Source organism: Xanthomonas sp. NCPPB 2922 (genome assembly GCF_041520885.1).
Taxonomy (GTDB): domain Bacteria; phylum Pseudomonadota; class Gammaproteobacteria; order Xanthomonadales; family Xanthomonadaceae; genus Xanthomonas; species Xanthomonas campestris.
In genome coordinates, this window is the sequence record NZ_JBGOFY010000023.1 from 39003 (window position 1) to 59946 (window position 20944).

The following is a 20944-nucleotide window of genomic DNA, read 5'->3' on the forward strand; positions in this document are numbered from 1 at the left end:
ATGCTGCCAGAAATGTTTTATTTTCGACTTTAGGAGTGGGGCGGAAAAGTATATTTTCCTGGATTATGTTGGATGTCAGTCTCGGTTGGCGTCGTGGTTCCGGGGCATTCCGCCACAGCTTGCGATTCCCGGTGCCTGGCAGTGAACGCGAACCAGCGCGTCTGACCTGGATGCCGGTGTCGGAAGACCTCGGGATGGTTCGATGCGAGGTCGCTACGGTCGAGATGGCGTGAGCAGGTACCGGCAGACTGAGCTGCATGCAGTGCGGATTGTCTCCGCCGGGAGCGCGGTACGGCCTGAACGCTGGTTGCGGTCTTGGGGCGGTGCAGGTCTGCGACGCGGGCCTTGCCCAGGTCGTTGCAGAGGACCTGTCCACCACAGCCTGGCATAAGGCGCGCCCCCTGGCACGCATGGGCGCGATCTCGTATTTTTGTCGGCTTGCTCACCGTTGGTGCCGTGCCCATGTCCGACCCGTCCGCGCCCGATCATCTGCAACGCAGTCTGTCCAACCGCCACCTGCAACTGATCGCCATCGGCGGCGCGATCGGCACCGGCCTGTTCATGGGCTCCGGCAGAACGATCAGCCTGGCCGGGCCGTCGATCCTGTTCGTGTACCTGATCATCGGCGTGATGCTGTTCTTCGTGATGCGCGCCATGGGCGAGCTGCTGCTGTCCAACCTGGACTACAAGTCGTTCATCGACTTCTCCACCGATCTGCTCGGGCCCTGGGCAGGATTCTTCTGCGGCTGGACATACTGGTTCTGCTGGATCATCACCGCCATTGCCGATGTCATCGCAATTGCAGCGTACGCCCAGTTCTGGTTTCCCGAACTGGCACCGTGGGTGCCGGCGGTGCTGTGCGTGCTGCTACTGCTGGCGTTGAACCTGGTCACGGTGAAGTTGTTCGGCGAGATGGAATTCTGGTTTGCGCTGATCAAGATCATCGCCATCTGCGCGTTGATCATCACCGGTGCGGGCCTGGTGATGTGGGGCTTCCGGTCGCCCTCCGGCCACGTGGCATCGCTGAGCAATCTGTGGAACGACGGCGGCATGTTCCCGATGGGAATCGGCGGGTTCTTTGCAGGGTTTCAGATCGCGGTATTCGCCTTCGTTGGCATCGAGTTGGTGGGCACCACCGCTGCGGAAACCGCCGACCCGCAGCGTAATCTGCCCAAGGCGATCAACTCGATCCCGGTGCGCATCCTCATCTTCTACGTGCTGGCGCTGATCGCGATCATGGCGGTGACGCCGTGGCGGCAGGTGGTGGCCGACAAGAGCCCGTTCGTGGAGTTGTTCGTGCTGGCCGGTGTGCCGGCGGCAGCCAGCCTGATCAATTTCGTGGTGCTCACCTCGGCCACTTCATCGGCCAATAGCGGCATCTTTTCCACCAGCCGCATGCTCTACGGCCTGGCCGAAGAACGCAACGCGCCCAGGGGTTTTGCCAAGCTGACGCGGGCAGCGGTGCCGGCGCGAGGCCTGCTGTTCTCGTGCATCTGCCTGCTGCTGGGCGCGATGCTGGTGTATCTGATTCCCGATCTGGTCACCGCATTCACGCTGGTCACCACCTTGTCGGCCGTGCTCTTCATGTTCGTGTGGTCGTTGATCCTGTGCGCCTACATCGCGTACCGGCGCAAACGCCCGGAGCAGCATGCGGCTTCGGCGTTCAAGATGCCCGGTGGCGTGTTGATGTGCTACGTGTGCCTGGCGTTCTTTGCCTTCATCATCGTGTTGCTGACCTTGCAGCCCGACACACTGCATGCACTGCTGGTGAGCCCGCTGTGGTTTCTGTTGCTGGCGATTGCCTATTGGGTGAAGAAAAACCAGTTGCCCACAGTCCGCTGAGTGTGCGCCGCCGCCGCATGCGGGCGTCGCGTCGCCGTGGCGGCGTCGCGGGCACATGGGGCAAACACGACCGCCAGCTGAGTGCGGACAGCCGGCGGCGTTGACGCGGGTGAGGCGGCACCGGATGCTCGCCAGCAGTCTTCCGCCATGGCCCGCCGCATGATCACCATCCACTCCACCTCCGCCGCCGATCACACGCAGGGATGGTGGGTGGACCTGTGCCAGCCCAGCGCGCAGGAGTTGGCCGAGGCGGCCAAGCGGGTGGGCTTTGCGCTGCCCGACCGCGCTGCGATCGGCGAGATCGAATTCAGTAGCCGGGTGCGGCACGAAGGCGATGTGCTGTTCCTCAACGTGCCGCGCTTCCAGGACGACGACGGCCCGACCGCGCCGCTGGGCTTTGCTGTCTCCCCCCACATGCTGGTCACCCAGCGCGAGCAGCCGATGGGCTCGCTGGATGCAGTGGCCGCGCGGCTGGCGCACGCCCCCTGCCGGGGCGGCGAGACCTGCTGCTGCGCATCTTCGATCAAATGGTCGGCCACCTGGCCGACCGTCTGGAAGCGCTGGAAGCAGAGATCACCGAGACCACCCGCGCGGTGTTCGACACCTCTGCCAAGACCAAGACGGGCGCGCTGGAGCGCATGCTGCACCAGGTGGGCGACATGGGGCGCCGCCTGGGTGGGCTGCACAATGCAGGCCAGGGGCTGCTGCGGCTGGTGACATATCTGGATGGCGCCGCCCCCGAGTGGTTCGGCGACGATGCCGCCAGGCGCATCGGGTTACTGCACAAGGACCTGACCACCTTGAGCGAGTTCCAGCAACACATGGACGACCGCATCGAGTTCCTGCTCGATAGCGTGCTCGGCATGATCAACATGGAGCAGAACAACGTCATGAAGGTGATGGCGGTGGCGTCGGTGGTCGGCATTCCGCCCACGGTGCTGGTCGGCATCTGGGGCATGAATTTCGCGCACATGCCCGAGCTCAAATGGCACGACGCGTACTACTGGGCGCTGGGCGTCATCGCGCTGAGCGTGGTGGTGCCGCTGGCCTGGTTCCGCAAGCGCGGATGGGTGTGAGGCGCCACCCAGGGTTGCGCGTTGCCCGTTTTCACAACGCGTTGGTGCTGGCTGGCAGCTGGTAATCGACCAGCTAGCGCTAACCAGTAGTGCCGGTTGGTTGCGCGTTTCTTGCATCGATAAATGCATGCAATGCGGATTTTTCGGCAAGGGTGAGATGCGCTGCATGATCGGCGCAGGCGCGCGCCTGCGCAAACTCATCGTTCAATGCATGCATGATGGAAATCAATTGCGGCAGGCCGTACTTGTAGTCATGAGTCAGCCCTCCCGCAAAGTTTCGATAGATGCGCGGAAGTTTTGAAAGGTGGGTGTTCGACAGTGCGCTGAGGTCGAAAATCTTCGATGCGAATGCATCGAAGATGCCCAGGTCCTCTACAAGAGCTTTGACGTGCTGATCCCCATTGCCCGATACGTCGAAATAGTAGCTGGTGTCCCTCGCGCTATTGGCTGGCGTGAACAGACGTAGGTTTCCCCAGAGCGTGGCCGGGTTGACCGCTGGAGGAGCGAAAAGCGTCTCGCCAATGCGATTGACCTCGGGCAGGTCGACAAAGACCAACACATCGGCCGAGACGATATTCTTTGGATAGCCGGCGGCGGTGATGTCGTAACCGATTCTGGCCTCGCAGGCGGCGGTCTGTTTGACGAACGCGGCCCGACTCCTGTTGTAGCTGTATCCCAGCTCACCAAGTGCGGCGTCGATCCGATGCTGAAGCTGCTTTTTGAATTCGGCTTTTGTCGTCATTGTCGTCGCTCACGCGTGTGGCGCCAGAACCGTTGCACTCGACACGGCGTTGTCGAAGCAACGTGCATCGCCGCCGATTACGGCTGGCGATAACGTGGCCGACATGGAGGTGTGTTGCCCAGCCACGCAATACGCAGCTGGGCAACGGGGCATCAGCCCTTGGCCTGGAAGCTGGCTTCTTCGTACGGCTGCACCACCACCCAGCCTTCGCCGGCGAAGCGCATCTGCAGGCTTTCGCCCGAGCCGCGGCCGAACAGCGTGCCGATCGAGACATCGGTCACCAGCTCCGGGGCCAGCGTACCGGACCAGGCCACCGTGGCATTCGGGTCGGTGAACACCGGGCCGCTGGCGGCGGTGACCGGCAGCGTCAGCGGTTCGTAATGCGAGGTGATCGCCACGATGCCGTGGCCGCTCAGGCGCACGTTGAACAGGCCGCCGGACAGCATGCCGGCCACTTTGCGCATCATCGTGATCTTGTGTTCAATGCCCGACTCGAACGCCAGCACGTCGTTGCCATTGACGAAGATCGCCTCGCCGTTCAAGCGCAGCAGCGTCACCAGCTTGCCGAGGTCGGCCAGATACACCCGGCCCTGGCCTTCGGCCTTCATCAGCTGCATGCCTTCACCGCTGACTGCCTTTTTCAGCAGGTTGCCCAGCCCTTGTTCCAGCAGGCCCTCGCGGGTGAACTTGACGTTGCCGGTGCGCGCGACCATGGCGCCGGCCTTGGACCAGACCATGCCGTCCAGGCGCACCTCGAGCAGATGCGGGTTTTCCAGTTCGAACGGATCGGGGCTGACGTCCTTTTCCTTGGAATGGGCGAGAAATTCGTTGAGCGTGCGTACGGCCATGGGTCCGTCCTGGAAGTGAAAGAGTGCGCATGATACCCGCCGCCCGCATACCTGGCGGCAGGCAGGGCGATGCATGCGCTGCCCGCAGGCTTCCGTGCGCGTGGCCGATTGCCTGAGGTGCAGTTCCCTTCACAGCTGCGCCGTTGTCGCACACGTCGCATGTGCTGGCCGGTGGCCAGTTGCGATGCGTGACGAAGGCCACGAGCTGCGTCGTAGGAGAGCGCGCTTGCGCGCGATGCGGCGCTCTCGGTCAAGCGCCATCGCGCGCAAGCGCGCTCCTGCCAACAGCCGTCGTCGATCAGGCTGCAATGCTGCTGGCGCTGCTGGCATGGCATGCGCCAACCACCGCCACGCTCAGGGCGCGGCGGGCTCGGGCTTGCGCTTGGTCTTGGCCGGCGCCTGGATGGCGCCCTGTGAGGGGTACAGGTTCAACAGCATCAACGTGACGCCATTGGTCCAGCCAAAGCCGTCCTGCAGGGCGTATTCGCCACCGCCGCCGCCGGCTGCATCGGCGTCCAGGCCGTATTTTTCGACCAGCTTGTGCTCGCGCGCGAACAGCGCCTGCACCTGGGTGAGAAAGCGCTCGCCGATGGTGCGGGCCAGGCCGTCTTCGCCGTAGCGACGCAGGCCGTCCACGGCCACCCATTGCAATGGCGCCCAGCCGTTGGGTTCGTCCCACTGCTGGCCGGTCTTCAACGCGGTGGTGGCCAGGCCGCCGGGGCGCAGCAGGCGGGCGCGCACGCTGGTGGCGGTGCGCTTGGCGTGGTCGTCCGAGGCCAGGCCGGCGAACAGCGGGTACAGCGCCGCCGCGGTGACCTGGTTGCTCAGCGTGCGGGTCTGCCAGTCGTAGTCGGCGTAGTAGCCGGCCGCATTCCACAGGTGCGCGTCGATGGCCTGCTTGCGCTGCTGCGCGAGCGCAGCGTAGTCCTGGCTGCAGGCGGTGCCGGTGTGCGCGCAGGCCTGCGCCAGGGTGCGTTCCAGGTGATAGAGCAGGCTGTTGAGATCAATCGGCACAATCGCGGTGGTGCGGATGGTGCTCAGCGTCTTGCCGTCGGCCAGCCAGCGGCTGGTGTAGTCCCAGCCACTTTCGGCGCCGGCGCGCAGGTCGCGGTAGACATCGGCGGCCGGGCGGTCACGTGCCTCGGCAGCGGTGCGGGTGTCGTGCAGCCAGGCTTCCGGGCGCGGGGTATCGCGCTCGTCCCAATAGCGATTGAGCACGCTGCCATCGGCCAGGCGCACCACATGGCGTGCGGCCTGGCCGGGTTGCAGATCGTCGCCGCCCTGCATCCAGTACGCGTATTCCTTCTGCAGCTGCGGCAGGTAGCGCTGGTACACCGCCTCACCTTCCACGCCGGCCTGCAGTTCCACCATGTAGGAGAAGAACGGCGGCTGCGAGCGGCTCAGGTAGTAGGTGCGGTTGCCGTTGGGGATGTGCCCGTAGGTGTCGATCAGGTAGGCGAAGTTGTCCAGCATCTGCCGGCTCAGCGTGGTTTCGCCACTTTTCACCAGCCCCAGCATGGTGAAGTACGAATCCCAGTAATACACCTCGCGGAAGCGCCCGCCCGGCACCACGTACGGGTGCGGCAACGCCAGCAGGCTGCTGTGTGCGGGCACGTTGGTCTGGCTGCGCACCAGCTTGGGCCACAGCGCGTCGATGTGCTCGCGTAGCGCGGTGTCCTGGCGGATCGCATCGGTCTGAACCGGCGGCGATTCCTCGAAGTTGGCATCCACGAACTTGCGCAGGTCAAAGCCGGCATGCTCGTGCTGCGCCAGATAGTCGGCGTTGATCAGGGCCGGGTCGCGCAGCGGCAGAAAGTCGACGAAGTGCTTCTGGTCGTCGAACAGCTCCCCGCGCTGCACGGCCTGGAACAGCTCCGGATACGCCAGATCGGGCGTGGGCGGCGTGGGCGCGGGCGCGCTGACCACCGCACCTTCCAGCGGCGTGGCCGCCAGGGCGCAGGGCGCAACGAACATGCTCAGCGACAGACCAAGCAACGAGGTGCAGCACGGGGGCGCAGCAGCGCTCATGGCATCTCCAGAACGGGCGGGGCGTGCGGCATGGTAAACGACCGAAGTGGCGGGTGGAGCCGCAGGCGCTGTGTCGGGGGACCGGCACGCCGCAGGCGGCAAACGGGGTTCAGCAACGTGATCTCGCGCAATGCCGCATGGTGCAAGGCCACACTGCCGATTCAGGCCTATCGGCCCGTGCCAGCGCAGCTTGAGCACACGGCGGTGCGTGTCACACGTCAGGGCTGCTGCAAGATGCGCGCCACCGCGCGCTAGCGGCCGATTCCCAACAGCTGTTGCAGCTGCAAGGCATTGGGCACGGCCAGCCCGGCAGCGGTGTTGTCGAAGATCACCCACTGCTCGCTCGCCGCATGCCCGGCCATGCCGCTGCGGACCGCGGCATGGCCGGGCGCTGCAAGGCCGCGGTGTCGTACCCGCTGTAATAGACCTTGGGGGTGCCGTGCCAGCGCCAATACGCTGGCGCGCCGGGCATCCCTGGTGCGTCGGGCAGCGCGGCGGCAGGCACCGGTGCCGGGTCGGTCGCACACCGCGCGATGCGGTGGCGGTGCAGCAGCGCCTGCGCCTGGGCGGTGAACCAGCTGGGATGGCGCGGCTCGCATACCACTGCGCCGTCCCAGCGTCGGCGCAGGACGGCAAAGAAGTTGGCCGCCACGCGTGCATCGAACACCGCACTGGGCGGCAACTGCAGCAGCAGGCAGCCCAGGCGCTCGCCCAGCGCGCCCGCCTGCGCCAAAAACGCGTCCAGCAATGGACCGGCCTGGTGCAGGCGCGCATCGTGGCTGATGCTGCGCGGCAGCTTGACCGAGAAGCGGAAGTGCGTCGGCACGTTGTCGGCCCAACGCGCGTAGGTCGACGTGCGATGCGGGCGATAGAACGAGGAGTTGATCTCCACTGCATTCAGGCGCGTGGCATAGCGCTGCAGCACGCTGCTGCCGGCGCCGAACTGTGCGCGCTCGGCTGCGGGAATCGACCAGCCTGCGCAGCCGCAGTACACCCGTGGCAAGGCGGTGGCAGCTGGCTGCGAAGGCGGTGCGGAGGTGGACACGCCGCACTGTATGCAGGCAGGCGCGTCTGCACGATGTCTGCACTGCCCTCACGGCCGACTCACGCCGCGCTTCGATACTGATGGCATGCCTGAAGGTCCCTCCCTTGTCATCCTGCGCGAAGAAGCCGCGGCGTTTGTCGGGCGCAAGATCCTGCGCGTGCAGGGCAACAGCAAGCAGGACATCGCGCGCCTGCAACAGCAAAAAGTGCTGGCGCTGCGCAGCTGGGGCAAGCATCTGTTGATCGAATGCGCGCAGTTCAGCGTGCGCATCCACTTCCTGCTGTTCGGCAGTTACCGCATCAACGAAGACAAACCCAACGCCGTGCCGCGGCTGAGGCTGGAATTTTCCAAGGGCGAGACACTCAATTTCTACGCCTGCTCGGTGCAGTTCATCGAGCGCCCGCTGGATGAGGTGTACGACTGGAGCGCGGATGTGATGAATCCGCTGTGGGATGCCGCGCAGGCGCGGCGCAAGTTGCGTGCCGCCCCGCAGCTGCTGGCCGCCGATGCGCTGCTGGACCAGAGCATTTTTTCCGGCGTGGGCAACATCATCAAGAACGAAGTGCTGCACCGCATCCGCGTGCATCCGGAAAGCCAGGTCGGCGCCTTGCCGGCGCGCAAGCTGGGCGAACTGGTCACGCAGGCGCGCGAGTACAGTTTTGATTTCTACACCTGGAAAAAGGCCTTCGTACTGAAGAAGCACTACCAGGTGCACACCAAAACCACCTGCCCGCGCGATGGCGCGCTGCTGCAATACCGCAAGCATCTGGGCAAGGCCGGCCGGCGGGCGTTCTTCTGCGAGGTGTGCCAGCGCCGCTACCGGCTGGAGGAAGCGTGACCGCCGTCGCAACGTGAATGGCGGCTGGCCCGATGCCGACAGACAACGAATTCCAAACGCGCCCGTCCGCGTGGCCCGCTAGATTTGCGCGTTGCGCGGCGCCCCAAGGCGTCGACGCCCGCTTATCACCCCCCTTTTGGTCTGCCGCATTGTGATGACTCGCAAGCAGGAATCGCTTATCCCGCATGTTGCCGCGGCCGCATGCACGGGCGCGATTCTGTTCTTTCTTGCCTGTCTGTTGCTGTACATGCCGCCGCCGCGCGACAGCGTGCGACACGACGACAGCTTGCAGGTGTACTTCGTGCCACGCGCGCTGCCGACCCTGCCGCAGGCCGTGCAGCCGCCCACACCGCAACAGCGTGCGCAACGCCCGCGTGCCGCCACGGCCGCGGCCCGCGCCGCGCCGCCGCCCACACGCACGCCGCCGCCGCCCCGGCAGGTGGCCGCATCCACCGCAACCGCACCCGCCGAGGCGTCGATGGCCGCCCAGCTGTACACCCGCGAAGGGCGCCTGCGCATGCCGCCTGGCGCGCAGATCGATCCGCTGGCGCAGGCCGGTGCGGTGCCGCCGGGCATGGACGACGCCCGCGTGGCAGCCAAAACGCGCAGCGTGATGGAGCGGGTCAACCCGGTGCAGTACCAGGAAACGCGCTTTGCCAAGGACTGGAAGAGCGACGGCACGCTGGGCGATGTGGCGATGCAGGAACTCAATCGCGGCATGAAGAAGCTCAACGACAAGATCAACGGGCCGCAGACGCAGGTGGCCAAGGCACGGCCGCCGCCGGAGGTGCGCTTCAACCCGGCGCTGGCCGGCAACCAGGCCGAGATGGGCAGCGCCGCCACCGGCGATGCCTACAAGGCCGCGCCAATCGCGCACGAGAGCCTGCCCGATCTCAAGGGCGAGGCCAGCCGGCGCATCCGCGATGCATTGGCGGCGCTGGAGCAACGCAGCGCGCGTTGCGAAGCAGCCACGCGCACGCCGTTGCTCAGCACGGTCCGCGGCCACCTGGCCGACCTGGAGCGCGCCGAGCATGCCTTGAACAACGGCGCCGATCCGGTCCTGGCCGCGCAGTTGCTGCCGCGGCAGGCCGACAGCGCCTACGACCTGGCGCGCCGCGCGCTGTGGTACGCGGATCGCCAACTCAAGCAGTGCGCGGCTGGCTGATCCGCGTGCACATCGCATAGGGTTCGTTGCGAAGGCTATGGTTCGCGTGACCTGTCGCGGGGCATTGCGTTGAGTGCGCTGGTGGTCGCGGTTTTGTGTGGTGCGCTTGTTTCGGTGCGCGTCGTCGTTGCGAATGGGGGCGCCGATGCCGCGCGTGGATTACGTAGGCGTGGCGTCTTACACCTTCTCGCCAACGCCAACGCCAACGCCAAGGCCAAGGCCAAGGCCAAGGCCAAGGCCAAGGCCAAGGCCAAGGCCAAGGCCAAGGCCAGGCACGCACCTTGCCGGCGCTGCGAAGGTCCTTGGTCATCGATCCGTGCAACGCAGCAGCGCATCTCAGCTGCTTGCGGGCGCTTAAGTGTGCGCATTTCGACTGGACGACGGCGTGGCGGTGCAGGGTGATCGCTGCATCAGCGCATCAGCGCATCAATACAACTGCGCTTGCGTCGTTAAAAGTGCGGTTGCTGTCTGGCGTAATTGCCGAGCAAGGACGTGCGCAAGGGACGTCCATTTTTTTAAAGTTGCGCGACACCTGAGACGACGTAGTTCCAGTCGGATGGACGACGGCGTGGCAGTGCAGGGTGATCGCTGCATCAGCGCATCAATACAACTGCGCTTGCGTCGTTAAGAGTGCAGTTGCGGTCTGGTGTGAGTGCCGGGCAAGGACGTGCGCAAGGGACGTCCATTTTTTCTGAAGACTAAGCGATACCTGAGACGGCGCAGATCCTGGTCTGCAGCGCATCTGCAAATGCGGATGCGTCAGCGCTTCGACGGGACGCGTTGTTCAAACCGATGCAGCGTTACGCCTGGCTGAGAACAAACACCCCAGTCGCCAGTACCACCACACACATCCACAACGCTGCGGATGCGTGCCTGCGTTCCTCTGGCGTTACTGCGCCAGTCCCTGCCGGTAGCGATCCTTCTCCGCGCTCAGCGCCACTTCGGCGCGCAGGAAGACCTGGCCAATCGGCTCGTCGGCGCGCGCGGCGTAAGCCTCGCCTACCAGCACGGTCAGGCCATGCGCATGCTGCTGCTCGGCGATCTCGCGCAGCCCCTGCAACTTGCGTTCGGCATCGTTGCCGCGCAGCACCGCGATGAACTCGGCGCTGTCGGTGACCCGGTCCACGCTGTCGCCGCTGGCCTGCAGAAAGCTGGCCAGGGTCTGGTCGAGCTGTTGCAACGCACGTCCGAGCAGGCGCTCGCTTTGCTGCTGGGCCAGGGCGGCCAGTTCCTGCACTTCCAGAATCACCAGGTGATAGCCGGTGTCGGCATCGGTAATGGTCGCGGTGCCTGCCGCCGCCGCAGGAGCGGCCGGTTGCAGGATGGCGTCACGTTCGCGCTGCAGTTCGCGCTGGCGTTCGTCCAGCAGGCGCATGGCGACGCGGGCCAGCGCTTGCAGCCCGGTGCGCTGGGCCTCGTTGAGGGCGCGCGGTTCGGTGTCCAGCACGCAGACCGTGCCCAGCGCCACGCCCTCGGAGGTCACCAGCGGCATGCCCGCGTAGAAACGCGCGCCCACCTCGCCGGTGACCACCGAAATATCGGTGAAGCGCGGGTCCTTGGTCAGGTCCGGCACTTCCATCAAGTGGTCCGGGCTGCGGATCGCGTGGTCGCATACCGCCTGGCTGCGGTCGGTCTGTTGCAGGTCCAGCCCTAAGCGGGCCTTGAACCACTGGCGGTCGCGGTCCACCAGCGACATCAGGGCAATCGGCGTCTCGCACAGCGAGGCGGCCACCTGCACGATGTCCTGGTAGGTGTCTTCGGGCAGGCTGTCGACGATGCGATAGCCGTCCAACACCTGTTGGCGCGACGCTTCGTCTGCCATCGGCATGTCTTTCATTGAATGCGCCATGTCAGCAAAAGGAAGGACGCCACGCTAGCGGGCAGGCCGATAACGTGGCGTGGATATCGCCTGCGCGCACGCAGGCAGTGAACGCGATCATGCACTAACGGTAACGCGCGCTGCCCTGCGCGTTGCCATGTGGCTGCAAGGCTTCAGCGTTCTAACGGCTGCCGAGATCCAGCAGGCCACCGTCTGGACGCGTGCGGACGGCTCGCAGAACCGCCGCCTACGTTGTGCCTATCGGTTCCCACGGATCGGCCGCGCCTGCCTTTGGGGGCTGCGCGGCCGTGCCGGTCATTGCGATCAGCGCTTGACCGGCTTGCCGTCGGTGTCCAGCACCTGCACCTCGCCCAGCTTGAGCGCGCGCACCGGGGCTTCGATCTTCTTCAGGTCGCCCACGATCACCCAGGTCATCGCATTGGGCGCGATGATGTCCTTGATGGCGGCTTGCGCGGCCGGCTGATCGATCGCTTCCAGGCGCGGCTTGAGCGTTTGCACGTAGTTGTCCGGGCGGTCGAACTGCACGATGCCTTCGATCGCACCGAGCACTGCACCGGTGGTTTCGAAGCTGCCGGGCAGGGCGCGGATGCGCTGGTTCTTGATCTTCTCGATCTCCTCGCCGGTCAACGGCTTGTCGCCGATGATGGCCGTGGCTTCCTTGAAGATTTCATTGGCGGACTCGGCGGTCTTGTCGGTCTGCACCGGCGCGGAGAACATGTACGGCCGCTGGCCCTGCGCATCCACCAGTTGGGTGCGTGCACCGTAGGCCCAGCGCTTGTTCTCACGCAGGTTCATGTTCAAGCGCGAGGTGAAGGTGCCGCCGAAGGCGCCATTGGCCACCGTGATTGCCAGGTTGTCCGGCGCCTTGGTCGACGGTGCCAGCAGGCCGGCCAGAATCACCGATTGCGGTGCGTCCGGGCGGTTGATCAGGTAGACGCGCGGCTTGGGCTGCGCGGCCACGTTGACCAGGTTCTTCTTCGGCAACGGTGCGGCCGGGGCCTTCCAGTCGCCGAAGGCGGCATCCAGCTGCGGGATGATCTGCGCCAGCGTGGTATCGCCGGCTACCAGGATGCGCAGGTTGTCCGGACGCAGCCACAGGCTGTGGAAGGCCTGCAGGTCCTTGGCATTGAGGCTTTTGATCGCCGCCTCGGTGCCGCTGCCGGTGAGCGGGATACCGTACGGATGCTTGTCGCCGTACATGAGCGGCGGCAGCGCCCGCAGGCCAAGGCTGTTGGGCTGGGTCTTTTCCTGCGCGATCCCTGCCAGCCACTGGCCACGGATGCGCTCGATGTCTGCCGCCTTGAAGGCCGGGTTGCGCACGATGTCGGAGAACAATTGCAGCGACGGCTGCAGCTGGTCGTTGAGGGCATTCAGCGAGGCGCTGCAGCTGTCCAGATCGCAGCCCACCTCGGTGATGGCGCCCAGGCGCTGGCGGCGCTGCGCCACTTCCACCGAATCCAGCGACGCGGTGCTCTCGTTCATCAGCGCGGCGCTGAAGCTGGCGGTGCCAAGCTTCTTGCCCTGGTCGGCGGCGTAGCCGGCGTCGAACAACAGCTCCACCTGGGTGACCGGGATGGTGTGGCGTTCGGCCAGGATCACTTCCACGCCGTTCTTCAGCTTGCCGCGCTGCAGCTGCGGGAAGCTCAGGTCCGGGAAGCTGGCGGTGTCGGGCACGCCCTTGCTGCGATCGAGCTTGCTGGCGGTAACCTTGTACTTCGCCGCCGCCGGCAGCTTGGGCGCAGGCTTGCCCGGCTCGGTGCCACGCGCGACCACCGCCTTGTCTTCGGCGGCGGGGTCGAAGTCCTTGCCGGCCGGCAGTACGGTGAGCAGGTAGTCGCCCTTGCCGAACCAGGTCGATGCGGCCTGCTTGACGCTGCCAATGGTGGCGGCCTGGCCGCGCTGCAGATCCTGCTTGTAGGCACCCGGGTCGCCGCGATAGACCTGGCCCTCGGCCAGGATCACCGCCTTGCCACCAAAGCCGCCCACCTTCTCCAGGCCGCGCACGAAGCCGGCGCGGTAGGCTACCTGGGCGCGTTGCAGTTCGTCGGCGGTGGGGCCTTCGGCGAGGAACTTCTTCAGCTCTTCATCGATGATGGCCTCGACCTTGGCCGGGTCCACGCCGTCCTTCACGTCGGCCTGGATCTGCATCTGGCTGGCCAGCGCGAACGGCTGGATCGCCGCGGAGACGTCATCCACCAGCTGGTCCTGATAGACCAGGCGCTGGTACAGCCGCGAGGTCTTGCCGCCGCCCAGCACGGTGGTGGCCAGATCCAGCTGGATCATGTCGTCGGTGCCCAGCTGCGGCGCGGCCCAGGTGCGGTAGATGCGCGGCTGCGACACATGGTCGTGCTGCACTCCGCGCTTCTGTGCGGCCAGCGGGGTCACCCACGGCTGCTGACGCGCCACCGGCTTGCCGGACGGGATATCGCCAAAGTACTGCTCGGCCTTGGCGCGGGCCTGCGCCACGGTGATGTCGCCGGCCAGCACCAGGGTGGTGTTGGCCGCGCCGTAGTTATCGTTGAACCACTGTTTGACATCCGCCAGCGAGGCGGCGTCCAGGTCTTCCATCGAGCCGATGGCGTCGTGCTGATACGGATGGTTGGCCGGGAACAGGTTGGACAGGATGTTCTGGTCCACGCGGCCGTATGGGCGGTTCTCGCCCTGGCGTTTTTCGTTCTGCACCACGCCACGCTGGGTGTCGAGTTCTTCCTGGCCGATGGCGCCGAGCAGGTGGCCCATCCGGTCCGATTCCAGCCACAGCGCGGTATCCAGCGCGGTGGTGGGCACGGTTTCGAAGTAGTTGGTGCGGTCGAACCAGGTGGTGCCGTTCATGTCGGTGGTGCCGACCTTTTCCAGCGGCGCGAAGAAGCTGCCCTTGTTGTTTTCCGAGCCGGAGAACATCAGGTGCTCGAACAGGTGCGCGAAGCCGGTCTTGCCGGCCGGCTCATCGCCGGAACCGATGTGGTACCAGATGCTCACCGCCACCACCGGCGCCTTGTGGTCTTCGTGCACCACCACGGTCAGGCCGTTGGGCAGGGTGAAACGGGTGTAGGCGATGTCGGGAATGGCGCTGCTGTTCGCAGTCTTGGACAGGCTGGCCGGGGCGGCCTGTGCGGCGGGCGGAACGGTACCGGCAGCAACGCCGAGCACGCCGGCGATCAACAAGGACAACGGACGCAGCATGTGACACTCCAAGGGGCAGGACAATCGGCCGAGGGTAGTGGCTGCCTGGCGGCGTCGCAAATGCCGGTGGTCAGGGTAGGGCTGGCTGGCCGGATGCCTGGCAAACCCGCGGCACCGCAGCAAGCGATGGGCGTGCATCGAGGCAATGCCGGCCACGTGGGCAAGGCGGCAATGGCCACGGGACTAAGCGCGGCTAACAAAACGTAGCGAGCAGTCGTCAGGTGGGTGCGCACGGCGCGGAGGAACCGGAATGTACGTGGGTACATGCCGATTCCGAGCACCGGCCGCGCCCGCCTGGCGGCTGCGCAGTCGTTTTGATAGCTGCTCCAAGCGGCCCCCGCCGCGCCGGCTCAAGTTGCCCGTCGCCTTGCCGTTACCTGGGGCGACCTACCGTCATTCGACCTGTCAGCCGAGTCCTTCATGACCGCCCTGTCGCCGCCCGTCCCGATCCCCGCCAACGACGCCTTGCGCGTGGACGCGGTGCGCCGGCTGGGGGTGCTGGACACCGCGGCCGAAGCCGAATTCGACGACCTCGCCTGGCTGGCCGCGCATATCAGCGGTTCGCCGATGGCGCTGATTTCCCTGCTGGACGCCGACCGTCAGTGGTTCAAGGCGCGCTGCGGCACCGATCTGGAAGGCACGCCGCGCAGCGTGTCGTTCTGCTCGTACACGGTGATGGGCACCGACCTGCTGGAAGTGCCCGACGCCATCGCCGACCCACGGTTCACGCACAACCCGTTGGTGACCGCCGCGCCGGGCATCCGCTCCTATGTGGGCGTGCCGCTGATCGGCCGCGAGGGCTATGCCTACGGCACCTTGTGCATGCTCAGCACCAGGCCGCGTGTGCTCGACGAGAACCAGAAACAGGCCTTGATCCGGCTGGCGCGCCAGGCCGTCAATCAGCTGGAGGCGCGCCGCGACCGCCTGGACGCGCAGGCGCAGCGGCAGACCTTGAGCCTGTTGCTGGAAGCCATGCCCGATGGCGTGGTGGCCTGCGGCACCGACGGCCTGCTGCGCGAATTCAATCATGCCGCGCGGCAATGGCACGGCACCGACCCGCGCGTGCTGCCACCGGCGCAATGGGCACAGCACTTCGATCTCTACGCCGCCGATGGCAGCACCGCGCTGCCCACCGACGCGATCCCGCTGGTACGCGCCTGGCGCGGCGAGCATGTGCGCAACGCCGAGCTAGTGATCCGTGCCACCGGCCAGCCGCCACGCAGCGTGCTGTGCAACGCCGACCCCATCGATGGCGACCACGGCGTGGCCCTGGGCGCGGTGTGCGTGATGCACGACATCACCCAGCTCAAGGATGCCTCCGCCGCGTTGGCAGCCGAGCGCGCGCGCCTGCAGGCCCTGGTGGACGCCTCGCGCGATGTGGCCATCATCGTGTTCGACCCGCTCGGGCACATCGAGGTGTTCAACCCGGGGGCCGAACGCTTGCTGGGCTACACCGCCGCCGAGGTCATGGGGCAGTGCCCGACACAATTCCATCTGCCCGAAGAACTCGCACGCCACCGCGCCACGCTGGCGGTGCCCGCACCTTCGTATGTGGCATTGGCTGCCGCCGCAGCCGGTGACCTGCTGGAGCAGGAAGTGTGGACGCTGGTGCGCAAGGACGGCAGCCACCGCCGCGTGCGCTTGAGTTTCAACGTGATCCAGGACGCGCAGCAGGGCCTGACCGGCTACCTGGCAATGGCCATCGACGTCACCGCCGAACTGCAGGCGCAGGCCGCCGCCCAGCTGGCCGCCAAGCGCTTCAGTGGCGCGTTCGACACCGCGCCGCAGGGCATGGCCATCGTTTCGCTGGAAGGCCGCTGGAGCGAGATCAACTCTGCGCTCTGCAACCTGTTGGGCTACTCACGCACGCAGCTGCTGGGCATGACCTTCCAGGACGTCACCCACCCGGACGATCTGGAAGTGGATCTGGCCTTGCTCGGTGAGTTGCTGGACGGCAAGCGCAACAGCTACACCTTGTCCAAGCGCTATGTCAGCCGGCAGGGCGCGGTGCTATGGACGCTGCTGTCGGTGTCGCTGGTGCGCGATAGCGACGGCGCGCCGGTGCATTTCGTCTCGCAGGTGCTGGACGTGACAGAGCAGCATGTCGCCGCCGAACGGCTTGCCGAAAGCGAAGCGCGGCTGCGGGCGATCAGCGATGCCACGCCCACGCTCGTCAGCCAGTTCGACGCCGCGCAGCGCTGCCTGTTCGCCAACGAGGCACACCGCAGCTGGTTGGGCGTGGACCCGGCCAGTCTGGTCGGCTGTCACATCACCCGCCTGTTGGGCGATGAGCTGGGCGAGCCGGTGTACGCCGCGCTCGCTGCGGCCGCCCGCGGCGAGCGCGCCACCTTCGATTACGTGCTGCAGGCCGGTGCGAGCGCACGTGATGTGGAGATCACCCTGGTGCCGGCAACCAAGGGCACGCAGGCGCAAGTGCAAGGGTTTTTCCTGATGGCGCAGGATGTCACCGCGCACAAGACCCTGCACCGCTTGATGCACGAGCGCGCCACCCGCGACGCGCTCACCGGCCTGCCCAATCGTCACGCCTGGTCGGAAGCATTGCAGACCGCGGTGACGCATGCACAGCAGCAGCACACCGCGGTGGCGGTGATGTTCCTGGACCTGGATGGCTTCAAGCGGATCAACGACGTGCACGGCCATCGCGCCGGCGACGCCGTGCTGGTGGCGTTCGGCCGCTGCCTGCAGCAGGCAGTGGGCACGCGCTATCTGGTGGCACGCCTGGCCGGCGACGAATTCGTGGTGCTGCTGGACGACCTGCACGCCCCGGAGCGCGAATGCGCCGCCGTGGCCGAGCGCATCCGCAACGCCGTGGTCGCAGGTACCACCTTCGGCGAGCAATGGCTGCCGATCCAGCCCAGCATCGGCGTGGCCTGGCAACGCGGCACCACCGCCGACACCGCCAGCCTGATGCACGCCGCCGATGAAGCGATGTATGCCGCCAAGCGTGCGCGCTGCGGCGATGGCGAGACACCCACTGGGCGTGACGCGGCGCGCTGAGCTTCTGTGTGCGGTTGTACCGACGATGTCTGCATGCCGCGTCCCCTTTTCTCATCGGGAAAATGGGGCCGCAGAGCGGATGAGGGGGCGGCGCTGGATCAATCAAATCGTTGATGCGCTGCCAGCCGGTCAATGCGTTGTACGCATGAGTCGCGGCACTACACAGCAGCCATCAATTGCGTCACTACATGGCGAAACGCAGTCACCAGCAGCCACTTAGAAGCAAGCCGATCAACCCACTCCTTCTCCCATCGGGAGAAGGTGCCCGCAGGGCGGATGAGGGTACGGGCGCCAGAGTAATCGAATGGCAAGTCGAATGCACATAGAACGACTGCATTGCAAAAAGCAGCAATCAAACACGTAAGCGCATGCGAGGCGCGGCGGTTGGCCGTTACTTCAACGCAACCGAACATCTGCGTCCATCTCACCTGGAGAAGATGGCAGAAGAGGGTTACCAAGCGCGTTGAGGGTACAGCCTCCGCACGCGGTATGGATCGTCAATGTTTCGCAGTTAGCAGAGGCAGCTGGCGAACCTGGCCTGACACTGCAGGACGCAATACGAGACACCAACGCTCAACCACAAGCGCTTCCGAAACCCTGCACTTCATTACGAGTCTGCTAGCGCATTAGCCTGAAACTTACCACGCAACGGCTAGCGCACTGCACACCAACATCCGCGGTGTGCAGTGCCTGCCTGATACAGAACGTCAGGCGGCCTGTACGTGCCGCTGCCGCTGCTCGGCCTGCGCCGGCGCCAGACGGAACACCGACACCGCACGCGTCAGCTCGGCCGCCTGATCTTCCAGGCTGCGCGCTGCGGCGGTGGCTTCTTCCACCAGCGCGGCATTTTGCTGGGTCATTTCGTCCAGCTGCATCACCGTGGTGCTGACCTGCTCGATGCCGGCACTTTGCTCGGTACTGGCGGCGGTGATCTCGGCCATGATGTCGGTCACCCGCTTCACCGAACTCACCACCTCGGTCATGGTGCTACCGGCCTGTTCCACCAGGCCCGAGCCTTGCTCGACCTTTTCTACCGAGTCGGAGATCAGTTGCTTGATTTCCTTTGCCGCGCCAGCCGAACGCTGCGCCAATGCGCGCACTTCGCTGGCCACCACGGCAAAGCCGCGGCCCTGTTCGCCGGCGCGTGCGGCTTCCACCGCGGCGTTCAAGGCCAGGATGTTGGTCTGGAACGCGATGCCGTCGATCACCCCGATGATGTCGGAGATGCGTGCTGACGATTGCGTGATCGCCAGCATGGTGCTGACCACTTCCTGCACCACGCGGCCGCCGCTTTCGGCTACGTCACCGGTGCCCTTGACCAGTTGATTGGCCTGGCGCGCGTTGTCGGCGTTCTGGCGCACGGTGGAGGTGAGCTCCTCCATGGACGCAGCGGTTTCTTCGAGGTTGGCAGCCTGATGCTCGGTGCGCGTGGACAGGTCGGAATTGCCGCTGGCGATCTCGCCAGCCGCAGTGTTGATCATTTCGGCCGACTGCTGGATGCCCTGCACGATGGTAGTGAGCTGGATCGCGGTGCGGTTGGCTGCATTGGCCAGGCGCCCGAACGCACCTTCGTAATGCGATTCCACCCGCTGCGACAAATCGCCGTCGGCGATCGCGGCCATGATGCGGCCGACATCGTCCAGGCCGGCGTCAGCCTGCTGCATCAAACGGTTGAGCGCCTGCACCATTTCCGCAAACGCGAACTGATAGCGCGCCTGGTCGCCACGTGCAGAGAAATCGCCGCGCGCGGCGGCATCGGCAAGCCGCGCGATATCGCCATTGATCGCCGACAGATTGGTCTTCACCGTGTCCAGCGCCTCATGCAGCGCTGCGCGCTGGCCGGGCAGGCGGCGCATGTCGCGGCGCAGATCGCCGCGGCCATAGTCGCTCATCACATCCATCGCTTCGTTGATGGCGTCCAGGTGCTCGAACACCACTGTGTTCACGCCATGCGCCAGGCTGCCGTAATCGCCGGGGAAATCCTCCGGGATGCGGTGCGCAATGTTTTCGCCCTGCTGCAGGCGGATCATGGTCTGCATCTCGCCGTTGAAGCGCTGCAGCTGGGTTTGCATCTGCGCCATGCTGTGCATCAGCTGGCCGGTTTCATCGCGCGACTCGACGCGGATGTCGTTGTCGAAGCGGCCTGAAGCAATCGCCTCGGCGGTGCGCGTCGCCGCACGCAGCGGTGCAGCCATGGCCGAGGCAATCAGCCAGCACAGGCCGATCACCATCGCTACCAGCGCGCCGCCGATCAGCGTCAGCGTGCGGGTGAATCCCCACGCCTGCACCTGGATGTCTTCGGCATACACGCCCATCACCAGCACCCAGTTCCAGGCCGGAAACACCTTGGCATAACTGATCTTGGGCAACTGCTCTTTCTTGCCGGGCTTGGGCGCGTCGTAGTAGCTGAAGCCATCGCCGCTATCGATGGCGGTCTTGATGTCGCGGTAAACGTACTGCCCCGCGTCACTCTTGTAATCGGACATGTCCGTGCCGACCGGCCGCTTGGGATGCATCAGGATGCGCATCTGCGGGTCGACGATGAAGAAGTAGTCCACGCCGTCATTGGTGCGCATGTCCGCCAGCGTGGTACGCGCCGCTTCCATGGCTTGTTGCTTGCTCAGCTCGCCGGCCTTCACCTTGTCGGCGTAGTGCTGCATCACCGTCAGGCCCATTTCCACTTCGGTCTTGACGCTGAGCTTGCGTGCTTCCACAAGATCCAGGTATTGCAGACGCGCTGCGGCAACCGCCAGCAGGATCACGCCAACGGCGAGCAGCGTGCACAACAGGACGAACTTGCGGGTGAGTGGGAGATTGGCAACATGCCGGCGCAGCGAACTGACGAGATACATGAAGGATGTCCACAAAGACGCGGGAACGTTGTCGTGGATATCGGCTGTTTCACGCGGCGATTTAATGCTATCTGCGGCCGCGCCTGCTTGTCTGCAGCCGCACGAAACCGGTAGGAGCGCCCTTGGGCGCGATGGGCGTTATCGGGAATGCCTCATCGCGCCCGAGGGCGCTCCTACGGGGCATCGCGTGTGATTGGATTGCTGCGTGATGCATCCGATCGTGCGGCGCTGTTGCCGTCACGACATACGCGAACAGCGATTCGATTGTATTCCAAGGTTGCAGCGTCGTAGGAGCGCCCTCGGGCGCGATGGGCGTTATCGAGGATGCCTCATCGCGCCCGAGGGCGCTCCTACAGGAAGATTGGGGGTTCTGCGGTGTTGCTACTCGATCACGGCTGTCGCTGCGATCTTGGCGTCTTCGTCAACCAGATGACCGTGCAGATGCTCTACGACGTTCCGACGCCAAA

At 65.6% G+C, this 20944-nt stretch carries 10 protein-coding genes, 1 other RNA gene and 2 pseudogenes; 5 read left to right on the forward strand and 8 right to left on the reverse strand.

Annotated elements, in window-relative coordinates; translation table 11 throughout:
- Nucleotides 1-462: 462 nt before the first annotated feature.
- Complete coding sequence (gene cycA, locus ACD584_RS18965) at nt 463-1842, forward strand: D-serine/D-alanine/glycine transporter (protein ID WP_076037254.1); 1380 nt, start codon at nt 463-465, stop codon at nt 1840-1842.
- Nucleotides 1843-2001: 159 nt separating this feature from the next.
- Nucleotides 2002-2918: pseudogene (locus ACD584_RS18970) on the forward strand (CorA family divalent cation transporter).
- 79 nt (nt 2919-2997) lie between these two features.
- Here the strand turns inward: ACD584_RS18970 and ACD584_RS18975 are convergent.
- From ACD584_RS18975 to ACD584_RS18990, 4 genes and pseudogenes are all read right to left on the reverse strand, one after another.
- Nucleotides 2998-3660 (reverse strand): hypothetical protein, encoded by a 663-nt coding sequence (locus ACD584_RS18975; RefSeq protein ID WP_076037253.1) that lies wholly within the window; start codon nt 3658-3660, stop codon nt 2998-3000.
- 152 nt (nt 3661-3812) lie between these two features.
- Nucleotides 3813-4508, reverse strand: coding sequence for an AIM24 family protein (locus ACD584_RS18980; RefSeq protein ID WP_175611693.1), 696 nt, complete (start codon nt 4506-4508; stop codon nt 3813-3815).
- Nucleotides 4509-4862: 354 nt separating this feature from the next.
- Nucleotides 4863-6536, reverse strand: coding sequence for an alpha,alpha-trehalase TreA (treA, locus tag ACD584_RS18985; protein ID WP_076037251.1), 1674 nt, complete (start codon nt 6534-6536; stop codon nt 4863-4865).
- A 251-nt stretch (nt 6537-6787) separates the two neighbouring features.
- Nucleotides 6788-7581: pseudogene (locus tag ACD584_RS18990) on the reverse strand (DUF72 domain-containing protein).
- An 85-nt stretch (nt 7582-7666) separates the two neighbouring features.
- Between ACD584_RS18990 and ACD584_RS18995 the strand changes: the two are divergent.
- Nucleotides 7667-8419, forward strand: a complete 753-nt coding sequence (locus ACD584_RS18995; protein ID WP_070689603.1) for a DNA-formamidopyrimidine glycosylase family protein — start codon at nt 7667-7669, stop codon at nt 8417-8419.
- 154 nt (nt 8420-8573) lie between these two features.
- Nucleotides 8574-9584: a hypothetical protein gene (locus ACD584_RS19000; protein ID WP_014509064.1), complete on the forward strand. Its 1011-nt coding sequence runs from the start codon at nt 8574-8576 to the stop codon at nt 9582-9584.
- 889 nt (nt 9585-10473) lie between these two features.
- Here the strand turns inward: ACD584_RS19000 and ACD584_RS19005 are convergent.
- The 3 genes from ACD584_RS19005 to ACD584_RS19015 all read right to left on the reverse strand — a co-directional run bounded on the left by ACD584_RS19005 (nt 10474) and on the right by ACD584_RS19015 (nt 14873).
- A complete protein-coding gene (locus ACD584_RS19005) occupies nt 10474-11421 on the reverse strand; it encodes a GAF domain-containing protein (RefSeq protein ID WP_175611691.1) in 948 nt (315 codons plus the stop codon).
- Nucleotides 11422-11727: 306 nt separating this feature from the next.
- Nucleotides 11728-14607, reverse strand: a complete 2880-nt coding sequence (locus ACD584_RS19010) for a pitrilysin family protein (RefSeq protein ID WP_076037248.1) — start codon at nt 14605-14607, stop codon at nt 11728-11730.
- Nucleotides 14608-14798: 191 nt separating this feature from the next.
- A non-coding RNA gene (locus ACD584_RS19015) (sX9 sRNA) lies at nt 14799-14873 on the reverse strand.
- Between the two features lie 154 nt (nt 14874-15027).
- Between ACD584_RS19015 and ACD584_RS19020 the strand changes: the two genes are divergently transcribed.
- Nucleotides 15028-17625, forward strand: a complete 2598-nt coding sequence (locus ACD584_RS19020; RefSeq protein WP_076037247.1) for a PAS domain S-box protein — start codon at nt 15028-15030, stop codon at nt 17623-17625.
- A 707-nt stretch (nt 17626-18332) separates the two neighbouring features.
- Here ACD584_RS19020 and ACD584_RS19025 read toward each other — a convergent pair.
- Nucleotides 18333-20459 (reverse strand): methyl-accepting chemotaxis protein, encoded by a 2127-nt coding sequence (locus ACD584_RS19025; protein WP_175611873.1) that lies wholly within the window; start codon nt 20457-20459, stop codon nt 18333-18335.
- Nucleotides 20460-20944 lie beyond the last annotated feature (485 nt).